The organism is Pseudomonas palmensis, assembly GCF_017848315.1.
Lineage (GTDB): Bacteria > Pseudomonadota > Gammaproteobacteria > Pseudomonadales > Pseudomonadaceae > Aquipseudomonas > Aquipseudomonas palmensis.
Window position 1 is genome coordinate 38,257 of record NZ_JAFKEC010000034.1, and the last position, 15,985, is coordinate 54,241.

At 65.0% G+C, this 15,985-nt stretch carries 18 protein-coding genes and 1 pseudogene; 5 read left to right on the plus strand and 14 right to left on the minus strand.

The features are described 5' to 3' along the window. The first annotated feature begins 15 nt into the window (after positions 1-15). The gene (locus JZZ72_RS17490) at positions 16-1,329 is read left to right on the plus strand and encodes an ATP-binding protein (RefSeq protein WP_043861621.1); all 1,314 of its coding nucleotides are present in this window, start codon (positions 16-18) and stop codon (positions 1,327-1,329) included. Between the two features lie 12 nt (positions 1,330-1,341). On the opposite strand, the gene rimK is transcribed toward JZZ72_RS17490, so the two are convergent. Beyond that, the gene (gene rimK / locus JZZ72_RS17495) at positions 1,342-2,247 is read right to left on the minus strand and encodes a 30S ribosomal protein S6--L-glutamate ligase (protein ID WP_043861622.1); all 906 of its coding nucleotides are present in this window, start codon (positions 2,245-2,247) and stop codon (positions 1,342-1,344) included. Next, positions 2,244-2,726 (minus strand): retropepsin-like aspartic endopeptidase RimB, encoded by a 483-nt coding sequence (gene rimB / locus JZZ72_RS17500; RefSeq protein ID WP_054915912.1) that lies wholly within the window; start codon positions 2,724-2,726, stop codon positions 2,244-2,246. The genes rimK and rimB overlap by 4 nt, the downstream gene beginning before the upstream one ends. Before the next feature lie 109 nt (positions 2,727-2,835). Between rimB and JZZ72_RS17505 the strand changes: the two genes are divergently transcribed. After that, on the plus strand, positions 2,836-3,237 hold the full coding sequence (locus JZZ72_RS17505; protein WP_043861624.1) for an RNA-binding S4 domain-containing protein: 402 nt from the start codon (positions 2,836-2,838) through the stop codon (positions 3,235-3,237). On the opposite strand, the gene JZZ72_RS17510 is transcribed toward JZZ72_RS17505, so the two are convergent. Then, positions 3,234-4,037, minus strand: coding sequence for a phosphatase PAP2 family protein (locus JZZ72_RS17510; RefSeq protein ID WP_210014768.1), 804 nt, complete (start codon positions 4,035-4,037; stop codon positions 3,234-3,236). The two genes, JZZ72_RS17505 and JZZ72_RS17510, sit on opposite strands and share 4 nt — an antisense overlap. 105 nt (positions 4,038-4,142) lie before the next feature. Between JZZ72_RS17510 and hslO the strand changes: the two genes are divergently transcribed. Together hslO and JZZ72_RS17520 are read left to right on the plus strand one after the other, a co-directional pair. Next, on the plus strand, positions 4,143-5,045 hold the full coding sequence (gene hslO, locus JZZ72_RS17515) for an Hsp33 family molecular chaperone HslO (protein WP_043861626.1): 903 nt from the start codon (positions 4,143-4,145) through the stop codon (positions 5,043-5,045). A 179-nt stretch (positions 5,046-5,224) separates the two neighbouring features. After that, a complete protein-coding gene (locus JZZ72_RS17520) occupies positions 5,225-6,766 on the plus strand; it encodes a phosphoenolpyruvate carboxykinase (protein WP_043861627.1) in 1,542 nt (513 codons plus the stop codon). Between the two features lie 63 nt (positions 6,767-6,829). Here the strand turns inward: JZZ72_RS17520 and JZZ72_RS17525 are convergent, their stop codons facing one another. Both JZZ72_RS17525 and JZZ72_RS17530 read right to left on the minus strand, forming a co-directional pair. Continuing rightward, positions 6,830-7,117: a helix-turn-helix domain-containing protein gene (locus JZZ72_RS17525; protein WP_043861671.1), complete on the minus strand. Its 288-nt coding sequence runs from the start codon at positions 7,115-7,117 to the stop codon at positions 6,830-6,832. Then, entirely contained in the window at positions 7,117-7,431 is a 315-nt protein-coding gene (locus tag JZZ72_RS17530) for a hypothetical protein (protein ID WP_043861628.1), read from the minus strand. The genes JZZ72_RS17525 and JZZ72_RS17530 overlap by 1 nt, the downstream gene beginning before the upstream one ends. 179 nt (positions 7,432-7,610) lie before the next feature. Here JZZ72_RS17530 and JZZ72_RS17535 point away from each other — a divergent pair, with 179 nt between their 5' ends. Further along, positions 7,611-8,039, plus strand: a complete 429-nt coding sequence (locus JZZ72_RS17535; RefSeq protein WP_043861629.1) for an acyl-CoA thioesterase — start codon at positions 7,611-7,613, stop codon at positions 8,037-8,039. Positions 8,040-8,051: 12 nt separating this feature from the next. Here the strand turns inward: JZZ72_RS17535 and JZZ72_RS17540 are convergent, their stop codons facing one another. The 9 genes and pseudogenes from JZZ72_RS17540 to JZZ72_RS17580 form a co-directional block, all read right to left on the minus strand. Further along, positions 8,052-8,708 carry a response regulator gene (locus tag JZZ72_RS17540; protein ID WP_043861630.1) on the minus strand — a complete coding sequence of 219 codons (657 nt, stop codon included), beginning with the start codon at positions 8,706-8,708 and terminating at the stop codon, positions 8,052-8,054. A gap of 39 nt (positions 8,709-8,747) precedes the next feature. Beyond that, positions 8,748-9,815 carry a protein-glutamate methylesterase/protein-glutamine glutaminase gene (locus JZZ72_RS17545; RefSeq protein ID WP_210014769.1) on the minus strand — a complete coding sequence of 356 codons (1,068 nt, stop codon included), beginning with the start codon at positions 9,813-9,815 and terminating at the stop codon, positions 8,748-8,750. Beyond that, the gene (locus JZZ72_RS17550) at positions 9,812-10,624 is read right to left on the minus strand and encodes a CheR family methyltransferase (protein ID WP_210014770.1); all 813 of its coding nucleotides are present in this window, start codon (positions 10,622-10,624) and stop codon (positions 9,812-9,814) included. Before JZZ72_RS17550 ends, JZZ72_RS17545 begins: the two co-directional genes overlap by 4 nt. Further along, positions 10,625-11,137, minus strand: a complete 513-nt coding sequence (locus JZZ72_RS17555) for a chemotaxis protein CheW (RefSeq protein ID WP_043861633.1) — start codon at positions 11,135-11,137, stop codon at positions 10,625-10,627. It lies immediately after the preceding gene. A gap of 13 nt (positions 11,138-11,150) precedes the next feature. Then, on the minus strand, positions 11,151-12,773 hold the full coding sequence (locus JZZ72_RS17560; RefSeq protein WP_043861634.1) for a methyl-accepting chemotaxis protein: 1,623 nt from the start codon (positions 12,771-12,773) through the stop codon (positions 11,151-11,153). 2 nt (positions 12,774-12,775) lie between these two features. Continuing rightward, positions 12,776-14,794 (minus strand): chemotaxis protein CheA, encoded by a 2,019-nt coding sequence (locus JZZ72_RS17565; protein WP_043861635.1) that lies wholly within the window; start codon positions 14,792-14,794, stop codon positions 12,776-12,778. A gap of 2 nt (positions 14,795-14,796) precedes the next feature. Continuing rightward, complete coding sequence (locus tag JZZ72_RS17570) at positions 14,797-15,123, minus strand: STAS domain-containing protein (protein ID WP_210014771.1); 327 nt, start codon at positions 15,121-15,123, stop codon at positions 14,797-14,799. A gap of 5 nt (positions 15,124-15,128) precedes the next feature. Then, positions 15,129-15,494: a response regulator gene (locus tag JZZ72_RS17575; RefSeq protein ID WP_043861637.1), complete on the minus strand. Its 366-nt coding sequence runs from the start codon at positions 15,492-15,494 to the stop codon at positions 15,129-15,131. Between the two features lie 17 nt (positions 15,495-15,511). Then, positions 15,512-15,985: pseudogene (locus JZZ72_RS17580) on the minus strand (methyl-accepting chemotaxis protein); the annotation flags it as partial.

A 15,985-nucleotide genomic window follows, 5' to 3' on the forward strand; every position in this document is an offset into this window, starting at 1 on the left:
GTGTAGCCGTCGCCCATGAAAACGCCATTGTGGTTCCCCCAAAGCTTCTTCGCCCGCACGCTGTGGCTGGTGCTGGCCGTGGTGCTGTTCTCCAAGGCACTGACGCTGGTGTACCTGCTGATGAACGAGGACGTGCTGGTGGACCGCCAGTACAGCCACGGCGTCGCACTGACGCTGCGCGCCTACTGGGCGGCCGATGAGGAAAACCGCGAGAAGATTGCCGAAGCCGCCGGCTTGAAGCGGGTGGTCGGCACCGGTGTGCCCGAGGGTGAGCAGCACTGGCCCTACAGCGAGATCTACCAGCGCCAGATGCAGGCCGAACTGGGCGAGGACACCGAGGTGCGCCTGCGCATCCATGCGCCGCCGGCGCTGTGGGTACAGGCCCCGAGCCTGGGCGATGGCTGGCTGAAGGTGCCGCTGTACCCGCACCCGTTGCGCGGCCAGAAGATCTGGAACGTGCTGGGCTGGTTCCTGGCCATCGGCCTGTTGTCCACGGCTTCGGCCTGGATCTTCGTGCGCCAGCTCAACCAGCCGCTCAAGCGCCTGGTGTTCGCCGCCCGGCAACTGGGCCAGGGGCGCAGCGTGCGCCTGCCGATCAGCGACACGCCCAGCGAGATGACCGAGGTCTACCGGGCCTTCAACCAGATGGCGGAGGATGTCGAGCAGGCGGGGCGCGAGCGTGAGCTGATGCTGGCCGGGGTGTCCCATGACCTGCGCACACCGCTGACGCGCCTGCGCCTGTCGCTGTCGCTGCTGGCCAACGAAAGCGACCTGACCGACGACATGGTGCGCGACATCGAGGACATGGACGCGATTCTCGACCAGTTCCTGGCGTTCATCCGCGATGGCCGCGACGAGCCGGTCGAGGAGGTGGACCTCAGCGACCTGGTACGCGAGGTGGTCGCGCCGTTCAACCAGCCCGAAGAGCAGGTGCGGCTGTGCCTGGAGCCGATCCCGCCGTTTCCGCTGCGCCGGGTTTCGATCAAGCGCCTGCTCAACAACCTGATCGGCAATGCGCTGCATCACGCCGGGCAGGGCGTGGAAGTGGCGGCCTATGTCTCGGGTGACACCAGCGCGCCCTACGTGGTGCTGAGCGTGCTCGACCGCGGCGCCGGCATCGATCCGGGTGAGCTGGAGGCGATCTTCAATCCGTTCATTCGCGGTGATCGCGCCCGCAGCGGCAAGGGCACCGGCCTGGGCCTGGCTATCGTCAAGCGCATTGCCGCCCAGCACGGCGGCAATGTGGAGCTGCGCAACCGTTCCGGTGGCGGCATCGAGGCGCGGGTACGCTTGCCCCTGGGCCTGCTGCTGCCACGCGACGCGGTCTAGGGACGCAAGGGCTCAGCCCTTGCCCTTGGTGCGGGTCAGGTTCGGCCCGCCGTTCTTCTCCAGGTGTTCGATGATCATCCCGGCCACGTCCTTGCCGGTGGTGACCTCGATGCCTTCCAGGCCCGGCGAGGAGTTGACCTCCATCACCAGCGGGCCGTGATTGGAGCGCAGGATATCCACGCCGGCCACGCTCAGGCCCATGACCTTGGCAGCGCGGATGGCGGTCATGCGCTCTTCCGGGGTGACCTTGATCAGGCTGGCGGTGCCGCCCCGGTGCAGGTTGGAGCGGAACTCGCCGGGCTTGGCCTGGCGCTTCATCGAGGCGATCACCTTGTCGCCCACCACAAAGCAGCGAATGTCGGCGCCACCGGCCTCCTTGATGTACTCCTGCACCATGATGTTCTGCTTCAGGCCCATGAAGGCCTCGATCACCGACTCGGCCGCCTTGGTGGTTTCGCACAGCACCACGCCGATGCCCTGGGTGCCCTCGAGCACCTTGATCACCAGGGGGGCGCCGTTGACCATCTGGATCAGGTCGGGGATGTCGTCGGGCGAATGGGCAAAGCCGGTGACCGGCAGGCCGATGCCACGGCGCGACAGCAGCTGCAGCGAGCGCAGCTTGTCCCGCGAGCGGGCGATGGCCACCGATTCGTTGAGCGGGAACACGCCCATCATCTCGAACTGGCGCAGCACCGCGCAGCCATAGAAGGTCACCGACGCGCCGATGCGCGGGATGACGGCGTCGAACCCTTCCAGCGGCTTGCCGCGATAGTGGATCTGCGGCTTGTGGCTGGCGATGTTCATGTAGGCGCGCAGGGTATCGATCACAACCATTTCATGGCCTCGTTGCGTACCGGCTTCGACCAGACGACGAGTGGAATACAGACGCGGGTTCCGCGACAGCACAGCGATCTTCATGCAACACCTGTGGAGGGGGTAATGGTGGCCGGAGAGGCCGGCTTGTCCTGTACGTATTTGAGGCCCGGGTTGACCACCAGCTGGCCGTGTACCAAGGCCTTGGAGCCGAGCAGCAGGCGATAGCGCATGGCCTTGCGGCAGGCCAGGGTGAACTCCACTTCCCACACCCGGTCGCCGAGCGCCAGGGGCGTGCGGATCACGTAGCGGGTCTGGGCATGGCCATTGGAGCTCTTGATGGTCTTCATCGTCACCAGAGGCGCTTCGCAGCGCCGGTGACGCAGTTGTACCACCGAACCCAGGTGCGCGTTGAAGCGGACCCAGGTTTCACCATCGCGTTCGAAGGTTTCCACTTCGGTGGCGTGCAGGCTGGAGGTGCTGGCGCCGGTGTCGATCTTGGCGCGCAGGCCTGCCACGCCGAGGTCGGGCAAGGCCACCCACTCGCGCAGGCCGATCACGCTCAAATGGTCAAATGTCTTCAAGATGCACAACCTGGGTAAAAGTCGGTGAACTGTAAGCACGCCGCGTATTTTTTGCATCCGCCAGTTACGGTAGTACAGTTCCATGAAACAAATGAATCGGGGAAATGCCATGGCACAAAAGCCGGAAGAGGACGACAAGGTTCGCCTGGACAAATGGTTGTGGGCGGCGCGCTTCTACAAGACCCGCGCCCTGGCCAAGGCGGCGATCGAGAGCGGCAAGGTGCATTGTCGGGGCGAGCGTTGCAAGCCGGGCAAGGAGCCGCGGGTGGGTGACGAGTTCGTGCTGCGTACCGGTTTCGACGAGCGTACCGTGGTGGTCACGGCGCTGTCGGTGGTGCGCCGCGGCGCACCCGAGGCACAGGCGCTGTACGAGGAGACCGCACAGAGCCTGGCACGCCGCGAGCAGGCCGCGGCGCTGCGCAAGGCCGGCGCCCTTGGGGTAAGCACCGACGGGCGGCCCACCAAAAAGCAGCGCCGCCAGCTACATCAGTTGCACGACAGCGCCGGTTAACCCCGCGCGCCGATTACGCTCAGGCGGCCGAGCACCGGCAGCCGTGCCAGCCAACCGAACAAGGGCGCGGTGACACGCACCAGGCCGGCGCTGGTCCGGGCAGCAAACGGCGTATAGTAACTCCAGCCCAGCGCCAGGATGGCCATGCCCAGGCCGCCGATATAGTCGTCCTGGCCCCAGTGGGCACCCGCCACCAGGCGTGGCAGCATGAACAGCACCGCCAGTGCCCAGATCAGCACATGCTGCATCAGGCGGCGGCTGAACAGGCTCATGAACAGTGCCCACAGCAGCAGCACCGAGGCGTGGTCGCCGGGGAAGCTCTGGCTGGAACGGTCCTTGAGCTCCCAGCGCGCTTCGAGCGCCGGGTAGTAGTCGCTGAGCATGATGGCGTCACTGAACACCATCGACGGGCTATGGTGCTGCCAGCCCATCAGGCGTACCAGCTTGGAGAAAAGGGCGCGGATCACCACCAGCACCAGCAGGGTCACCAGGAAGCCGAAAAAAGCCCGGCGCACCTCGACGGCCTTGAATACCCAGTCGCCGCGAATCAGCAGCATCAGCATGATGAGCCCGACCACGATGTCGAACGGGCGCAGGCTGCCCAGGGTCCAGATGCTGCGCCACAGGGTGTTGTCGTCCAGTGGGCGATTGAGGGCGTGGAACAGCCATTCGTCGAGCGCCATGCAAAGGGCCTGGCCAACGGGCCATAACCAGAAACACAGTAGTGCAACGGGAATCAACGTAGCCAGACACAGGGGGCCCCAAGCCCACCTGGCTTGGAACAGGGGTGGATTGTCCATAAACTACCTCTTTTACAGCGCTATCGTTCGCACCATTCTGGTGCTCTAAACGGGGCTTTATAGGCCCTTGAAATTATTTTGTCATCTTTCAGAAAGCCAGAAACCATGTCCGATTTGCCAGATACCGACTTCACCCAACGCTTCATCTTCGACGAGCGCGACGTACGCGGCGAACTGGTTTCGCTCGAGCGCAGCTACGCCGAAGTCCTGGCCAAGCACCCCTACCCGCAGCCGGTGGCGCAGCTGCTCGGTGAGCTGATGGCCGCGGCGGCGCTGCTGGTGGGCGCGCTCAAGTTCGACGGCCTGCTGATCCTGCAGGCACGCTCCGAAGGGCCGATCCCGCTGCTGATGATCGAGTGCTCCAGCGAGCGCGACATCCGTGGCCTGGCGCGCTATCACGCCGAGCAGATCGCCCCCGATGCCACCCTGGGCGACCTGATGCCCGATGGCCAGCTGGCGCTGACCATCGACCCGGCGCAGGGCCAGCGTTACCAGGGCATTGTCGACCTGGATGGCGAGAACCTCTCGGAGTGCTTCACCAACTACTTCGTGATGTCCCAGCAGGTGGGCACGCGCTTCTGGCTCAACGCCGATGGCCAGCGCGCCCGCGGCCTGCTGCTGCAGCAGTTGCCGGCCGACCGCCAGAAGGACGAGGACGACCGCGAAGACAGCTGGAAGCACGTCACGGCCCTGGCCAACACGCTGAAGGCCGAAGAGCAACTGGGCCTGGACAACGAGACCGTGCTGCACCGTCTGTACCACGAAGATGCCGTGCGCCTGTTCGATATCCAGCCGCTGCAGTTCCGCTGCAGCTGCTCGCGTGAGCGCTCGGGCAACGCGCTGGTCAGCCTCGGCCAGGACGATGCCCTGGCCCTGGCGGCCGAGCATGGCGGGGCGATCGAAATCGACTGCCAGTTCTGCAACCAGCGCTACCTGTTCGATGAAACCGAAATCGCACAATTGTTCGCCGGCGGGGGTGTTGACGCACCGTCAGATACTCGTCACTAAAACGTTTAAGCTCAGGTAAATCTCCTGTCGAACGCCGGAAACACGCCGTTCTGACAGGAGGGCCCTACTTTTTTTGGGCGTTTCTGGCATAATCCCGCCACTTTTTTCGCTGTAGTAGTTTTAAAAGCTCTACTACAAAACGTTCGGAGCACTCGGCCGCAGGCCGGATGGGGAATCTCATGACGCAAGCCAACAACACCGTGTACACCGACCTGAGCGTCGATGAACTGGTAAAAGAAGCGCTGAACCGCGGTGAAGGCGAGCTGGCCGATACGGGCGCGCTGGTCGTGAAAACTGGTCACCGTACCGGTCGTTCGCCGGTCGACCGTTTCATCGTCGACGAGCCGTCCACCTCGTCTGCCATCGCCTGGGGCCCGATCAACCGCAAGTTCCCGGCCGACAAGTTCGATGCCCTGTGGGACCGCGTCGAGGCGTTCAACAACGCCCAGGATCATTTCGTTTCCCACGTGCACGTAGGTGCGGCTGCCGAGCACTACCTGCCGGTACGCATGACCACCCAGACTGCCTGGCAGAACCTGTTCGGCCGTTGCCTGTTCATCAACCCGGCGCAGTACAACCCGGCCGGTCGTGATGAGTGGCAAGTGCTCAATGTCGCCAACTTCGAATGCGTGCCCGAGCGTGACGGCACCAACTCCGACGGTTGCGTGATCCTCAACTTCGCCCAGAAGAAGGTACTGATTGCTGGCATGCGTTACGCCGGCGAGATGAAGAAAGCCATGTTCTCGGTGCAGAACTTCCTGCTGCCGGCTGCCGACGTGCTGCCGATGCACTGCGCCGCCAACATCGGCGAAGCAGGCGACGTGACCCTGTTCTTCGGCCTGTCGGGCACCGGCAAGACCACCCTGTCGGCCGACGAAAGCCGTTACCTGATCGGTGACGACGAGCACGGTTGGGGCGAGGGCGTGGTGTTCAACATCGAAGGCGGTTGCTATGCCAAGTGCATCGACCTGTCGGAGAAGAACGAGCCGGTCATCTGGAAAGCCATCAAGCATGGCGCCGTGCTGGAAAACGTCGTCATCGACGACGCCAAGCACGCTGACTACTCCGATGTCAGCCTGACCCAGAACAGCCGTGCGGCCTACCCGCTCGAGCACGTTGCCAAGCGTTCCGAGAAGAACCTGGGTGGCGAGCCCAACGCAGTGATCTTCCTGACCTGCGACCTGACCGGCGTACTGCCACCAGTATCGATCCTCAGCGAAGAGCAGGCGGCCTACCACTTCCTGTCCGGTTACACCGCGCTGGTGGGCTCCACCGAAATGGGTTCGGGCAGCGGCATCAAGTCGACCTTCTCCACCTGCTTCGGCGCGCCGTTCTTCCCGCGCCCGGCTGGCGAGTACGCTGAACTGCTGATCAAGCGTATCCGTGGTTTCGGTTCCAAGGTGTACCTGGTCAACACCGGCTGGACCGGTGGTGGCTACGGCGTGGGCAAGCGCTTCAACATCCCGACCACCCGTGCGGTGATCGCGGCCATCCAGAGCGGCGCACTGGTCGGTGCTGAAACCGAGCACCTGGACATCATCAACCTGGACGTGCCGAAACTGGTACCGGGTGTTGAAACCGTACTGCTCAACCCGCGCAACACCTGGGCTGACAGCGCTGCCTACGACGAAGCGGCCAAGGGCCTGGCTTCGCTGTTCATCGAGAACTTCAAGAAGTTCGACGTTTCCGACGCCATCAAGGCAGCGGGCCCGCAACTGTAAGTTGCTGCTCGCCAGCTGAGAAAAAGCCGCCCGAATGGGCGGCTTTTTCGTTTGGGCTGTGATTCAGGCCAATGCGGCCAGAACATGTTCCGGGTCATTGTGAATCGCACGCAGCAGTGCCCGTGCTGGCCCTTCTGGAGCACGGCGTCCTTGCTCCCAATTGCGCAACGTACCCAGCGGTACATCGATACACTGCGCAAATTTTTCCTGGGTAAGCCCGGTTGCCTCGCGTATGGCCCTGACCCGCATGGCGTCTACCTGGAACTCGCGTGAAGGTTTGCGCTCCCCACGATCGATTTCAGCCATCTCGGTCATGCTGTCAACGAGACGACCGAAAAGATTCCTGTCCATCATTTCCACCCTTGGTTGAGGCTTCGAAGTACGGCTTTCTGTTTTTTAGTCAATGTGTCGTGGATGCCTTTGCGGTAGATAAGCAGCAAACGGATCTGGCTGGCTGACACGGCGTAGTAATAGATCACTCGAACCCCGCCGCTTTTTCCTTTGCCTTTTGCTGCCCATCGAATTTTTCGCAGCCCGCCGGTATCTTCGATCAGGTCACCTGCTTCAGGGTGCTCGGCAAGATATACCTGAAGCGACAGGTACTCGTGATCGTCGAGATGGCTTGAAACGTCGCTGGTAAATACGCTTGTTTCGATGAAGAGCATGCCAACCTTTGTACGCCATTGGCGTAGTTAGAGTCTATGCCTTGCGCAGTAGCGGCGCAACCGCATGGATGTTTCGAGTAGGCGCCCATGCTATTCAGCCCTGTTACGGTTTACTGTCACCGTGCTTCTGAATTCGTTGTGGGATGCTTCCCGCCCCCTTCACTGCATACAGGTCATTCATGTCTGCCACACCCGAACGCCACCACTACCCCCACGTCCACCCCCTGCCGACCCGCTGGCAGGACAACGACGTCAACGGCCACATCGCTAGCGCCACGGTCTACGCCTTCTTCGACAGCGCCGTGCAGGCCTACCTGATCGAGCATGCCGGGCTCGACCCGCAGGATGGCGAGGTGGTGGGGTTCGTGGTCAGTTCGGGGTGCGACTTCTTCGCCTCGGCCGCCTTCCCCGAATGCCTGGAAGTCGGCCTGCGCGCGGTACGGGTGGCCGGCAGTTCGGTGGAGTACCAACTGGCCCTGTTCAAGGTCGGTGAAGCTCAGCCCTGCGCCGCCGGGCGCATGGTGCAGGTGTTCGTCGAGCGTGCCACCGGCCAGCCCGCCAGCTTGCCGACGGCCCTGCAAGGCGCCCTGGTAGCCCTGCAAGGCTGAAACCCGTCGCGGTCAGTCGTTGATGCGGATGATGCCTTCGCGCACCGCAAACAGCACCAGGCCCGGTATGTCGTGTATCTGCAGGCGGTGCATGATCTGCGAGCGGTGCGCCTCCACCGTCTTCACGCTCAGGCCCAGGCCATCGGCAATCGAGCGGGTCGACTCGCCTCGTGCAATCAGGCGCAGGATCTCCAGCTGGCGGGTGGTCAGTTGCATGGTGCTGCTGCCGGCATGGCGTTTGCGGCTGTGCTTGACCGCCTGCCCGATCACCAGCGGCAACACCGCCGACGACAGGTACTGGCCGCCGTTCTTCAACGCCTGCAACGCCAGCTCCAGTTCCAGCACGGTGGCGGTCTTGAGCAGAAAGCCGTGGGCACCCTGCTGCAGGCACTTCATCACGAACTCCAGCTCCGAGCGCGCCGACAGCATCAGCACCATGCTTGCCGGCACGCGCAGGCACAGCTCGCGCAGGATCTCTTCGCTCTCCAGCGCATCCAGCGCCATGTCCAGCATGATGATGTCGGGCTTGAGCTGTTCGGCGAGCTCGACGGCGCTCACGCCGTCACCGGTTTCACCCACCACTGCGTAATCTTGTTTTTGTTCGAGCAGCGCGCGCAGCCCCGCTCTGAACAGGGGCGACTCGTCTGCAAGGAGTATTCGGCAAAGCATAGGTAGGCCTGTGTCGCAAGGTAAGGGGCGGTGTATGGCTCAGCTGGCACGTGGGTTGTCGCTGAACTGGGCGATCAGCGCCGGCAACCGTGTCAGCGGTTCCACCGCCTGGGCCGCACCCAGCCGTATGGCTTCCTTGGGCATGCCGAACACGATGCAACTGGCCTCGTCCTGTGCCACGGTGGCGGCGCCTTGCTCACGCATGCTCAGCAGGCCTCGGGCACCGTCATCGCCCATCCCGGTCATGATGATGCCAAGGGCATTGCCCCCGGCATGCCGGGCGGCGGAGCGAAACAGGACATCGACCGAGGGTTTGTGCCGATTGACGGCGGGACCGTCGAGCACCTCCACCAGGTAGTGCGCACCACTGCGTTTGAGCTGCATGTGCAGGCCCCCCGGGGCCAGCAGTGCCAGGCCTCTGTGGACACGGTCCAGATGCCTGGCCTCGCGCACCTCGATCTGACAGAGGCTGTTCAGGCGCCTGGCGAAGTCGGCAGTGAACCTGGCCGGCATGTGCTGCACGATCACGATGCCCGGGCAATCGCGCGGCAGCTGACGCAGGATGAATTCCAGCGCCTGGGTGCCGCCGGTCGAGCAGCCAAGTGTAACGATTCGCTCGGTGGTTTTGCTTGGGGTTGCAGGCAGTGCACTGGTTTTTTCTTTCGCCTGCGACAGAGGTAACAATACCGGGCGGGTGCGGGCCGCTTCCTCGATGCTGCGGATCAGCCCGCTGGCGAGGTTCTCCAGGCTCTGGCGCAAGCCCAGCCGGGCCTTGGTGAACACGCCGACCGCTCCGGCGGCCAGGGCCTGGAGATTGAGGTCGGTACCGGCTTCGGTGAGGGTCGAGCAGATGATGGTCGGCGTGGGGCGCTCGGCCATGATCTGGCGCAGAAAGGTCAGGCCGTCCATGCGCGGCATCTCGATGTCCAGCACCAGCACATCGGGCCAGTCACGGCGCATCTTCTCGATGGCATACAGCGGGTCGGCGGCCATGCCGATCACGCGGATGCGTGGGTGGTCGTTCAGGCACTGGTTGAGCACCTGGCGCACCAGCGCCGAGTCGTCGACGATGAACACCCGCACCGGCGCCGCCGCACGCTCGGTCATACGCGCTCGAACACCGAGGGGTGCACCAGCCTGAGCGGCAGCTCGAAGCCGTGGATGCTTTCGGCGTGCCCGATGAACAACAGCCCGCCGGGGCGCAGCTGGTTGACCAGGCGCTGCACGATCAGCTGTTTCTGCGGGGTGTCGAAGTAGATCAGGATGTTGCGCAGGAATATCACGTCGAACGGCCCCAGGCCTTCGGGCAGCGGCTGCACCAGGTTGATCTCGCGCAGGCTCACCCGCGCTCGCAGGTGCGCCTGCACGCGCAGGCGCCCGTGCATGTCGCCGACCCCGCACAGGCAGTGGCGCTGCATCCAGCCATCGGGAAAGTAGCGCGCCTGGGCGATGTCGTAGATGGCTTGCTCGGCCAGCGCCAGCATGCTCTGGCTGAGGTCGCTGGCCAGGATCGACCAGTCGCTGCCGGTGGCGTGCTCGGCCACGGTCATGGCCAGGCTGTAGGGCTCCTCGCCCGACGAGCAGGCCGCGCTCCACAGCCGCAGCGGCCCCTTGCGCCGGCCCAGCCACTGGCCAAGGAATTCGAAGTGCGGGAACTCGCGAAAGAAGTAGGTCTCGTTGGTGGTCAGCAGGTCGATCACCAGGCGCCGCTCGCGGCTGTGGGTCGGGCGCTCGATCAGGTGCAGGTAGTCGCGGTAGTTGTCCAGGTGGTAGTGACGCAGGCGTTTCATCAGGCGCCCGGCCACCAGCGAGCGCTTGTTGCTGGCCAGGTGGATGCCCGAGGCGCTGCTCATCAGCGTCTGCAGGCGGCTGAACTCCTGTTCGCCCAGCACCGGCAGTTTGAAGGTCGAGGGCATTCAGGAGCCCTTCGCCGCCTGGCTGAGGTAGCGGATATCTTCCAGCGACAGCACCTGGGGCATGTTCAGGATGATCAAAAAGCCCTGTTCCTGTTGGGCCATGCCGGCAATGAAGTCGGCACGGATGCCGGTGCCGAACGGCGGCGCCGGCACCACCCCGTGCGGGTCGATGTCGAGTACCGCGTCCACCGCATCCACCACCAGGCCGATGCGCTGCACGCCGTCCTCGAGGGGCAGGGCGATGATCACGATGCAGGTGCGCTTGCCGGCCTCGGTCAGTTCCATGCCGAAGCGTGCTGCCAGGTCCAGTACCGGCACCACGTTGCCGCGCAGGTTGAGCACGCCGTGAATGTAGGCGGGCATCATCGGCACGCGGGTGATCTCGGCGTACTCGATGATCTCGCGCACCAGTTCGATGGGCAGTGCATAGCCGGCCTCGCGCACGCGAAAGGTCAGGTGCTGGACACTGGTGGGCAGGTGCGGCGCGGGCGCCGCAGACTCTAGGGTGTGCATGGGTACGCCTCGGTCAAGTGAAGCTGACGAACTGGCCTTCATCGATCAGCGCCTTGTGGGTGGGCTTGTAGGCGCCGACTTGCGGTTCGCCCACCCGGGGCAGGGCACGCGCAGTGCTGCCGGCCTCGAAGCGGAAGAAGCCGATCAGCTCCTGCAACTGGCCGGCCTGGGCGTTCATCTCTTCGGCGGTGGCGGCCAGCTCTTCGGAAGCCGAGGCGTTCTGCTGGGTGATCTGGTTCATCTGGCCCATGGCGATGTTGATCTGCCCGGCGGCGCTGCTCTGCTCCTGCGAGGCGGCGGTGATTTCCTGCACCAGGTCCGAGGTCTTCTGGATGTTGGGCACGATCTCGCTGAGCAGGCTGCCGGCCTGTTCGGCCAGTTGCACGCTGCTGGAGGCTACCTGGCCGATTTCCTGCGCCGCCACCTGGCTGCGTTCGGCCAGCTTGCGCACCTCGGCGGCCACCACGGCAAAGCCCTTGCCGTGATCGCCGGCACGGGCGGCCTCGATGGCGGCGTTGAGCGCCAGCAGGTTGGTCTGGTAGGCAATGTCGTCGATGATGCCGATCTTCTCGGCGATCTGCTTCATCGCCAGCACCGTGTCGCCCACTGCGCCGCCGCCCTGCACCGCGTCGTTGGCCGCCTTGCCGGCGATGCCGTCGGTGACCTTGGCGCTTTCGGTGTTCTGCGCGATCGAGGCCGACATCTGCTCGACCGAAGCGCTGGTCTGCTCGACGCTGGCGGCTTGCTCGTTGGCCGCCTGGCTCAGCGATTGCGAGGTCGAACTGACCTGTTCGGAGGCCGACGACAGCGCATCGGCGGCGCTGCGTACATCGCCCAGGATGCTGCGCAGGCGCAGGGTCATGTTCTGCATCGAGCCCAGCAACTGCCCGGTCTCGTCCTTGTGGGTCACTACCAGGTCCTGGCTCAGATCGCCGGCGGCCATGCGGTCGGCGGCCTGCACTGCGCCTGCCAGCGGCCGGGTGATGCTGCGGGTGACCAGCACGCCGATCAGCATGCCGATCAGGGTTGCGGCGGCGACCAGGGCGATCATCTGCACCCGCGAGCGTTCGTAGATGACGCTGATCTCGGCGTTCGCCTCGCCGGCGCGCGCCTGCTTGGCAGCGCTGGCCTCACCCAGCAACTGGTCGACCACGTTGGCCGCCGCGACGTTCTGCGGCATCAGCGCCAGCGCTTCGGAAGCAATCTGCAGGTCGCCCGACTGCTGGTGCACCCCCAGCAACTGGTTGGCCACGCTGATGTAGGCCTGCAGCGGCGCGTCGATTCTTTCCACCTGGGCGCGGCCTTCCTTGGTGATGAAGTGCTCGCGCGCCTTGATCAGCAGTTCGCGGGTCTTTTCCATCGCCGCGCGGGCGGTGGCGGCCGACTGGTCGCGCTCCTGGGCGGTGGTGGAGAGCAGGCTCTGGCGCACGGCGCGGTTGGCCATCAGCAGCTGGATGTTGGCTTGCTGCAAGGTGCTCAGGCCGGCCACGTCCAGCTCGTACATGCGGTCCGACAGGCCGTTGACCTGCTCCAGGTTGCGCAGGCCGATGACGCCGATGAGCGCGGTCAGCGCCACCACCAGCAGAAAGCCCAGGGTCAGGCGCACGCCTATCTTCATATTGCTGATCAACTGCATGTCTATTCTCCGGAAGGGCTTGGCAACAGGTGCGGCGTCTCGCCTTCGGCGCGTTGCTGCGACTGGCGGAACAGGCTGGGGATATCGAGTATCAGCGCCACCTGGCCAGAGCCGAGGATGGTCGAGCCGCTGATGCCACTGAGGTGTTGGAACAGTTGCCCCAAGGGCTTGATCACGGTCTGCAGTTCGCCGTGCAACTGGTCGACGATCAGCCCGGCATGCTGCCGGCCCTGGCTGACCACCACGATGTTGCGGCGCACGCAGGCGCTGCGCGGCAGGCCGAAATGCGGTTGCAGGTCGATGCACGGCAGCGGCCGCCCGCGCAGGTTCAGGTGGCCCTGCTCGGCCTGGTTGGCGGGGGCCTCCATGCATTCGGTGACCATGTCCAGCGGGATCACGAAGTGCTCCTCGCCCACGCTCACCAGAAACCCGTCGATGATCGCCAGGGTCAGCGGCAGGCGGATGCGGAAGGTGCAGCCATGGCCGGCCCTGGAGTCGATCTCGATGACCCCGCGCAACTGGTCGATGGCGCTGCGCACCACGTCCATGCCCACCCCGCGTCCGGACAGGTTGGACACCTGCTCGGCGGTGGAAAAACCCGCTTCGAAGATCAGCAGGTGGATGTCCTGTTCGCTCATCGGCGAATCGCTGTCGAGCATGCCGCGGGCGATGGCCTTCTCGCGGATCTTCGCGGTGTTCAGGCCGCGCCCGTCATCCTGGATCTCGAGCACGATCATGCCCGAGTCGTGGTAGGCGTTCAGGCGCAGCTGACCCTGCTCGGGCTTGCCGGCGGCGCGGCGCTCGGCAGGGGCCTCGATGCCGTGGTCGATGGCGTTGCGCACCAGGTGCACCAGCGGGTCGGCGATGCGGTCGATCAGGGTCTTGTCCAGCTCGGTGTCGCCGCCGCTGATGGTCAGCGCGATCTGCTTGTCCAGCGCCTGACTCACATCGCGCACCACGCGGTGGAAGCGGTTGAAGGTCTCGCCCACTTCGACCATGCGCAGTTTCAGCGCCCGCTCGCGGATCTGCTCCACATGCTGCTGCACCGCCTGCACGCTTTCGATGCAGGCGGCGTGGGCACTGCGCAGGGCCTGCATCTGGGCGCCGGCGGTGGCGATGACCAGCTCGCCGACCAGGTTGATCAGCTCGTCGAGCTTTTGCGCAGCCACCTTGACCTGGCTGCTGGAGGCAGTGCGCGGCTCGCCGGCGGGCATCGATGGCAAGGGTGTGGCGGTTGCAGGCGCCAACGTTTGCGCCGGCGCGCGGGGTTCGGCCGGCAAGGCGGTATCGGTTGGCTCCTGGGCCTGCAGGCGCAGGGTGCAGAAGTCCTGCACCAGGGCGAACACGTCTTCGAGCTGTTCGCGGCTGGCGTCGCTGTGCAGGCTCACTTCGAAGCCCAGGTAGCAGGCCTCCGGGTCGAGGCTGTCGAGCTCCGGCACGGCCCAGGTGAGGGTCTGCAGGCTGAGGATGTCGCCCAGCCGCGCTAGGTAGCGGATGAACGCCGCCGGGTCGAAGCCGTTGCTCAGCAGCTCGCTGGCAAAGCGGATCGACAGGTGCCAGGTACGCAAGCGGGGCGCACCGTGCGGGGCTGCCAGCGGGTTGTCCACAGACGCGGGCAGCTCGCCCTGATGCGCCTGCAATGCCGCCAGCAGGGCGGCCTGGCGTGGCGTGTGCGCTGGCATGCTGACCTGCTGCGGGTCGATGCTGTCGAGCATCACCCCCAGTTCGTCCATGCACTGCAGCATCAACGAGGTGAGCGGGGCGTCCAGCACCCGCGCACCGTCGCGTACCCCCATCAGCAGGTTTTCCAGCTGGTGCGCCAGCGCCACCAGTGGGTCGAGGGAGAAGATCCCCGCCGAGCCCTTGAGCGTGTGCACGGCGCGAAACAGCGCGTTGATCGCCGCGTCGTCATCGGGGCGGGTTTCCAGGCGCAGCAGGCTGTCTTCGGCTTCCTTGAGCAGGTCGCGGGCCTCTTCGAGAAAGCCCTGCAGCAGCTGGCTCCATTGCTCGGCGTCGAACATGCTCACTCCTCGCACGGCACGGGGGTACCGGCCGGGCACAATGCGGGCAGGCGCAGCAGCTCCAGCAACGCCCGGGCGTTGCCCGGCAGGGCGATCACCTCGGCCTCGTGGCCATTTGCGCAGAGGGTCTTGTGCAGGCTCAGCAGCAGTTGCACGCCGGCACTGTCGAGCTCGCCCAGGCCGCCCAGGTCCAGTTGCCAGGGCACTGGCTGAGCGGGCAACAGGGCCAGCAGCTGCTCGCGTGCGGCGCGCACCTCATAGATGGTCAGGTCGCCGTCCAGGCGTAGCCGTGCGGGGGTGTCGGCGGTGGCTGCGGCGAGTGTGAACATGCGCGTCAGCCAATCAGCTTTTCGACAGCCGCCAGCAACTGCTGGGGCTGGAACGGCTTGACGATCCAGGCCCGCGCTCCGGCGGCCTGGCCCTCGGCCTTCTTGGCCTGCTCGCTTTCGGTGGTGAGCATCATGATCGGGGTGAAGCGGTATTCGTTGCGCGCCTTGAGCGCCTTGACCAGGCCGATGCCGTCCAGGTTGGGCATGTTCACGTCGCTGATCACCAGGTTGATCTTCTGCCCGGTGAGCTTGTTCAGCGCGTCGCGCCCGTCACAGGCTTCGATCACCTGGTGGCCGGCGCTGGCCAGGCTGATTTTCACGAGTTGGCGCATCGAGGCGGAGTCGTCCACGATCAGGATGGTCTTGGCCATGTTCAGGGCTTCCGGAGTTAGAAAAAGGTCACGTCGCTGCTGGATGCCGACTGGCTGTGGCCAGCCCGTTCCTCGCTGGTGGTGAAGCGCTGGCGCAATTGCTGCAGCCAGCCTTGCGGGTCGTGCAGGCGCGGGTCGTCGTGCGCCAGGGCATCGAGCAGTTGCAGCAGGTCGGCCTGCAGGTGGTCGAGCATCTGGTCGGCGCGATCCTGGAACTGCAGGCTGACCATGATCGCGTGGATATCTGCCTGGGTGGCGCGGGCATCCTGTTGCAGCGCCCGCGAGGCGCCGTCGAGGGCGTCGAGGTTACCGCCCAGGTCGCTGATCACCTCGTCGAGCACCTGCTCCAGCTCGCGCAGGTTGGCCTGCTCTTCGCTGCCCAGCACGGTGGCGGCATCGATGCTGGACTGGATCGACTGGTTGATCTCGCCCACCTTGGCGTCCATCGACTGGCCGGTCTCGGCCGACAGGCTGGAGAGCTTGCGCACCTC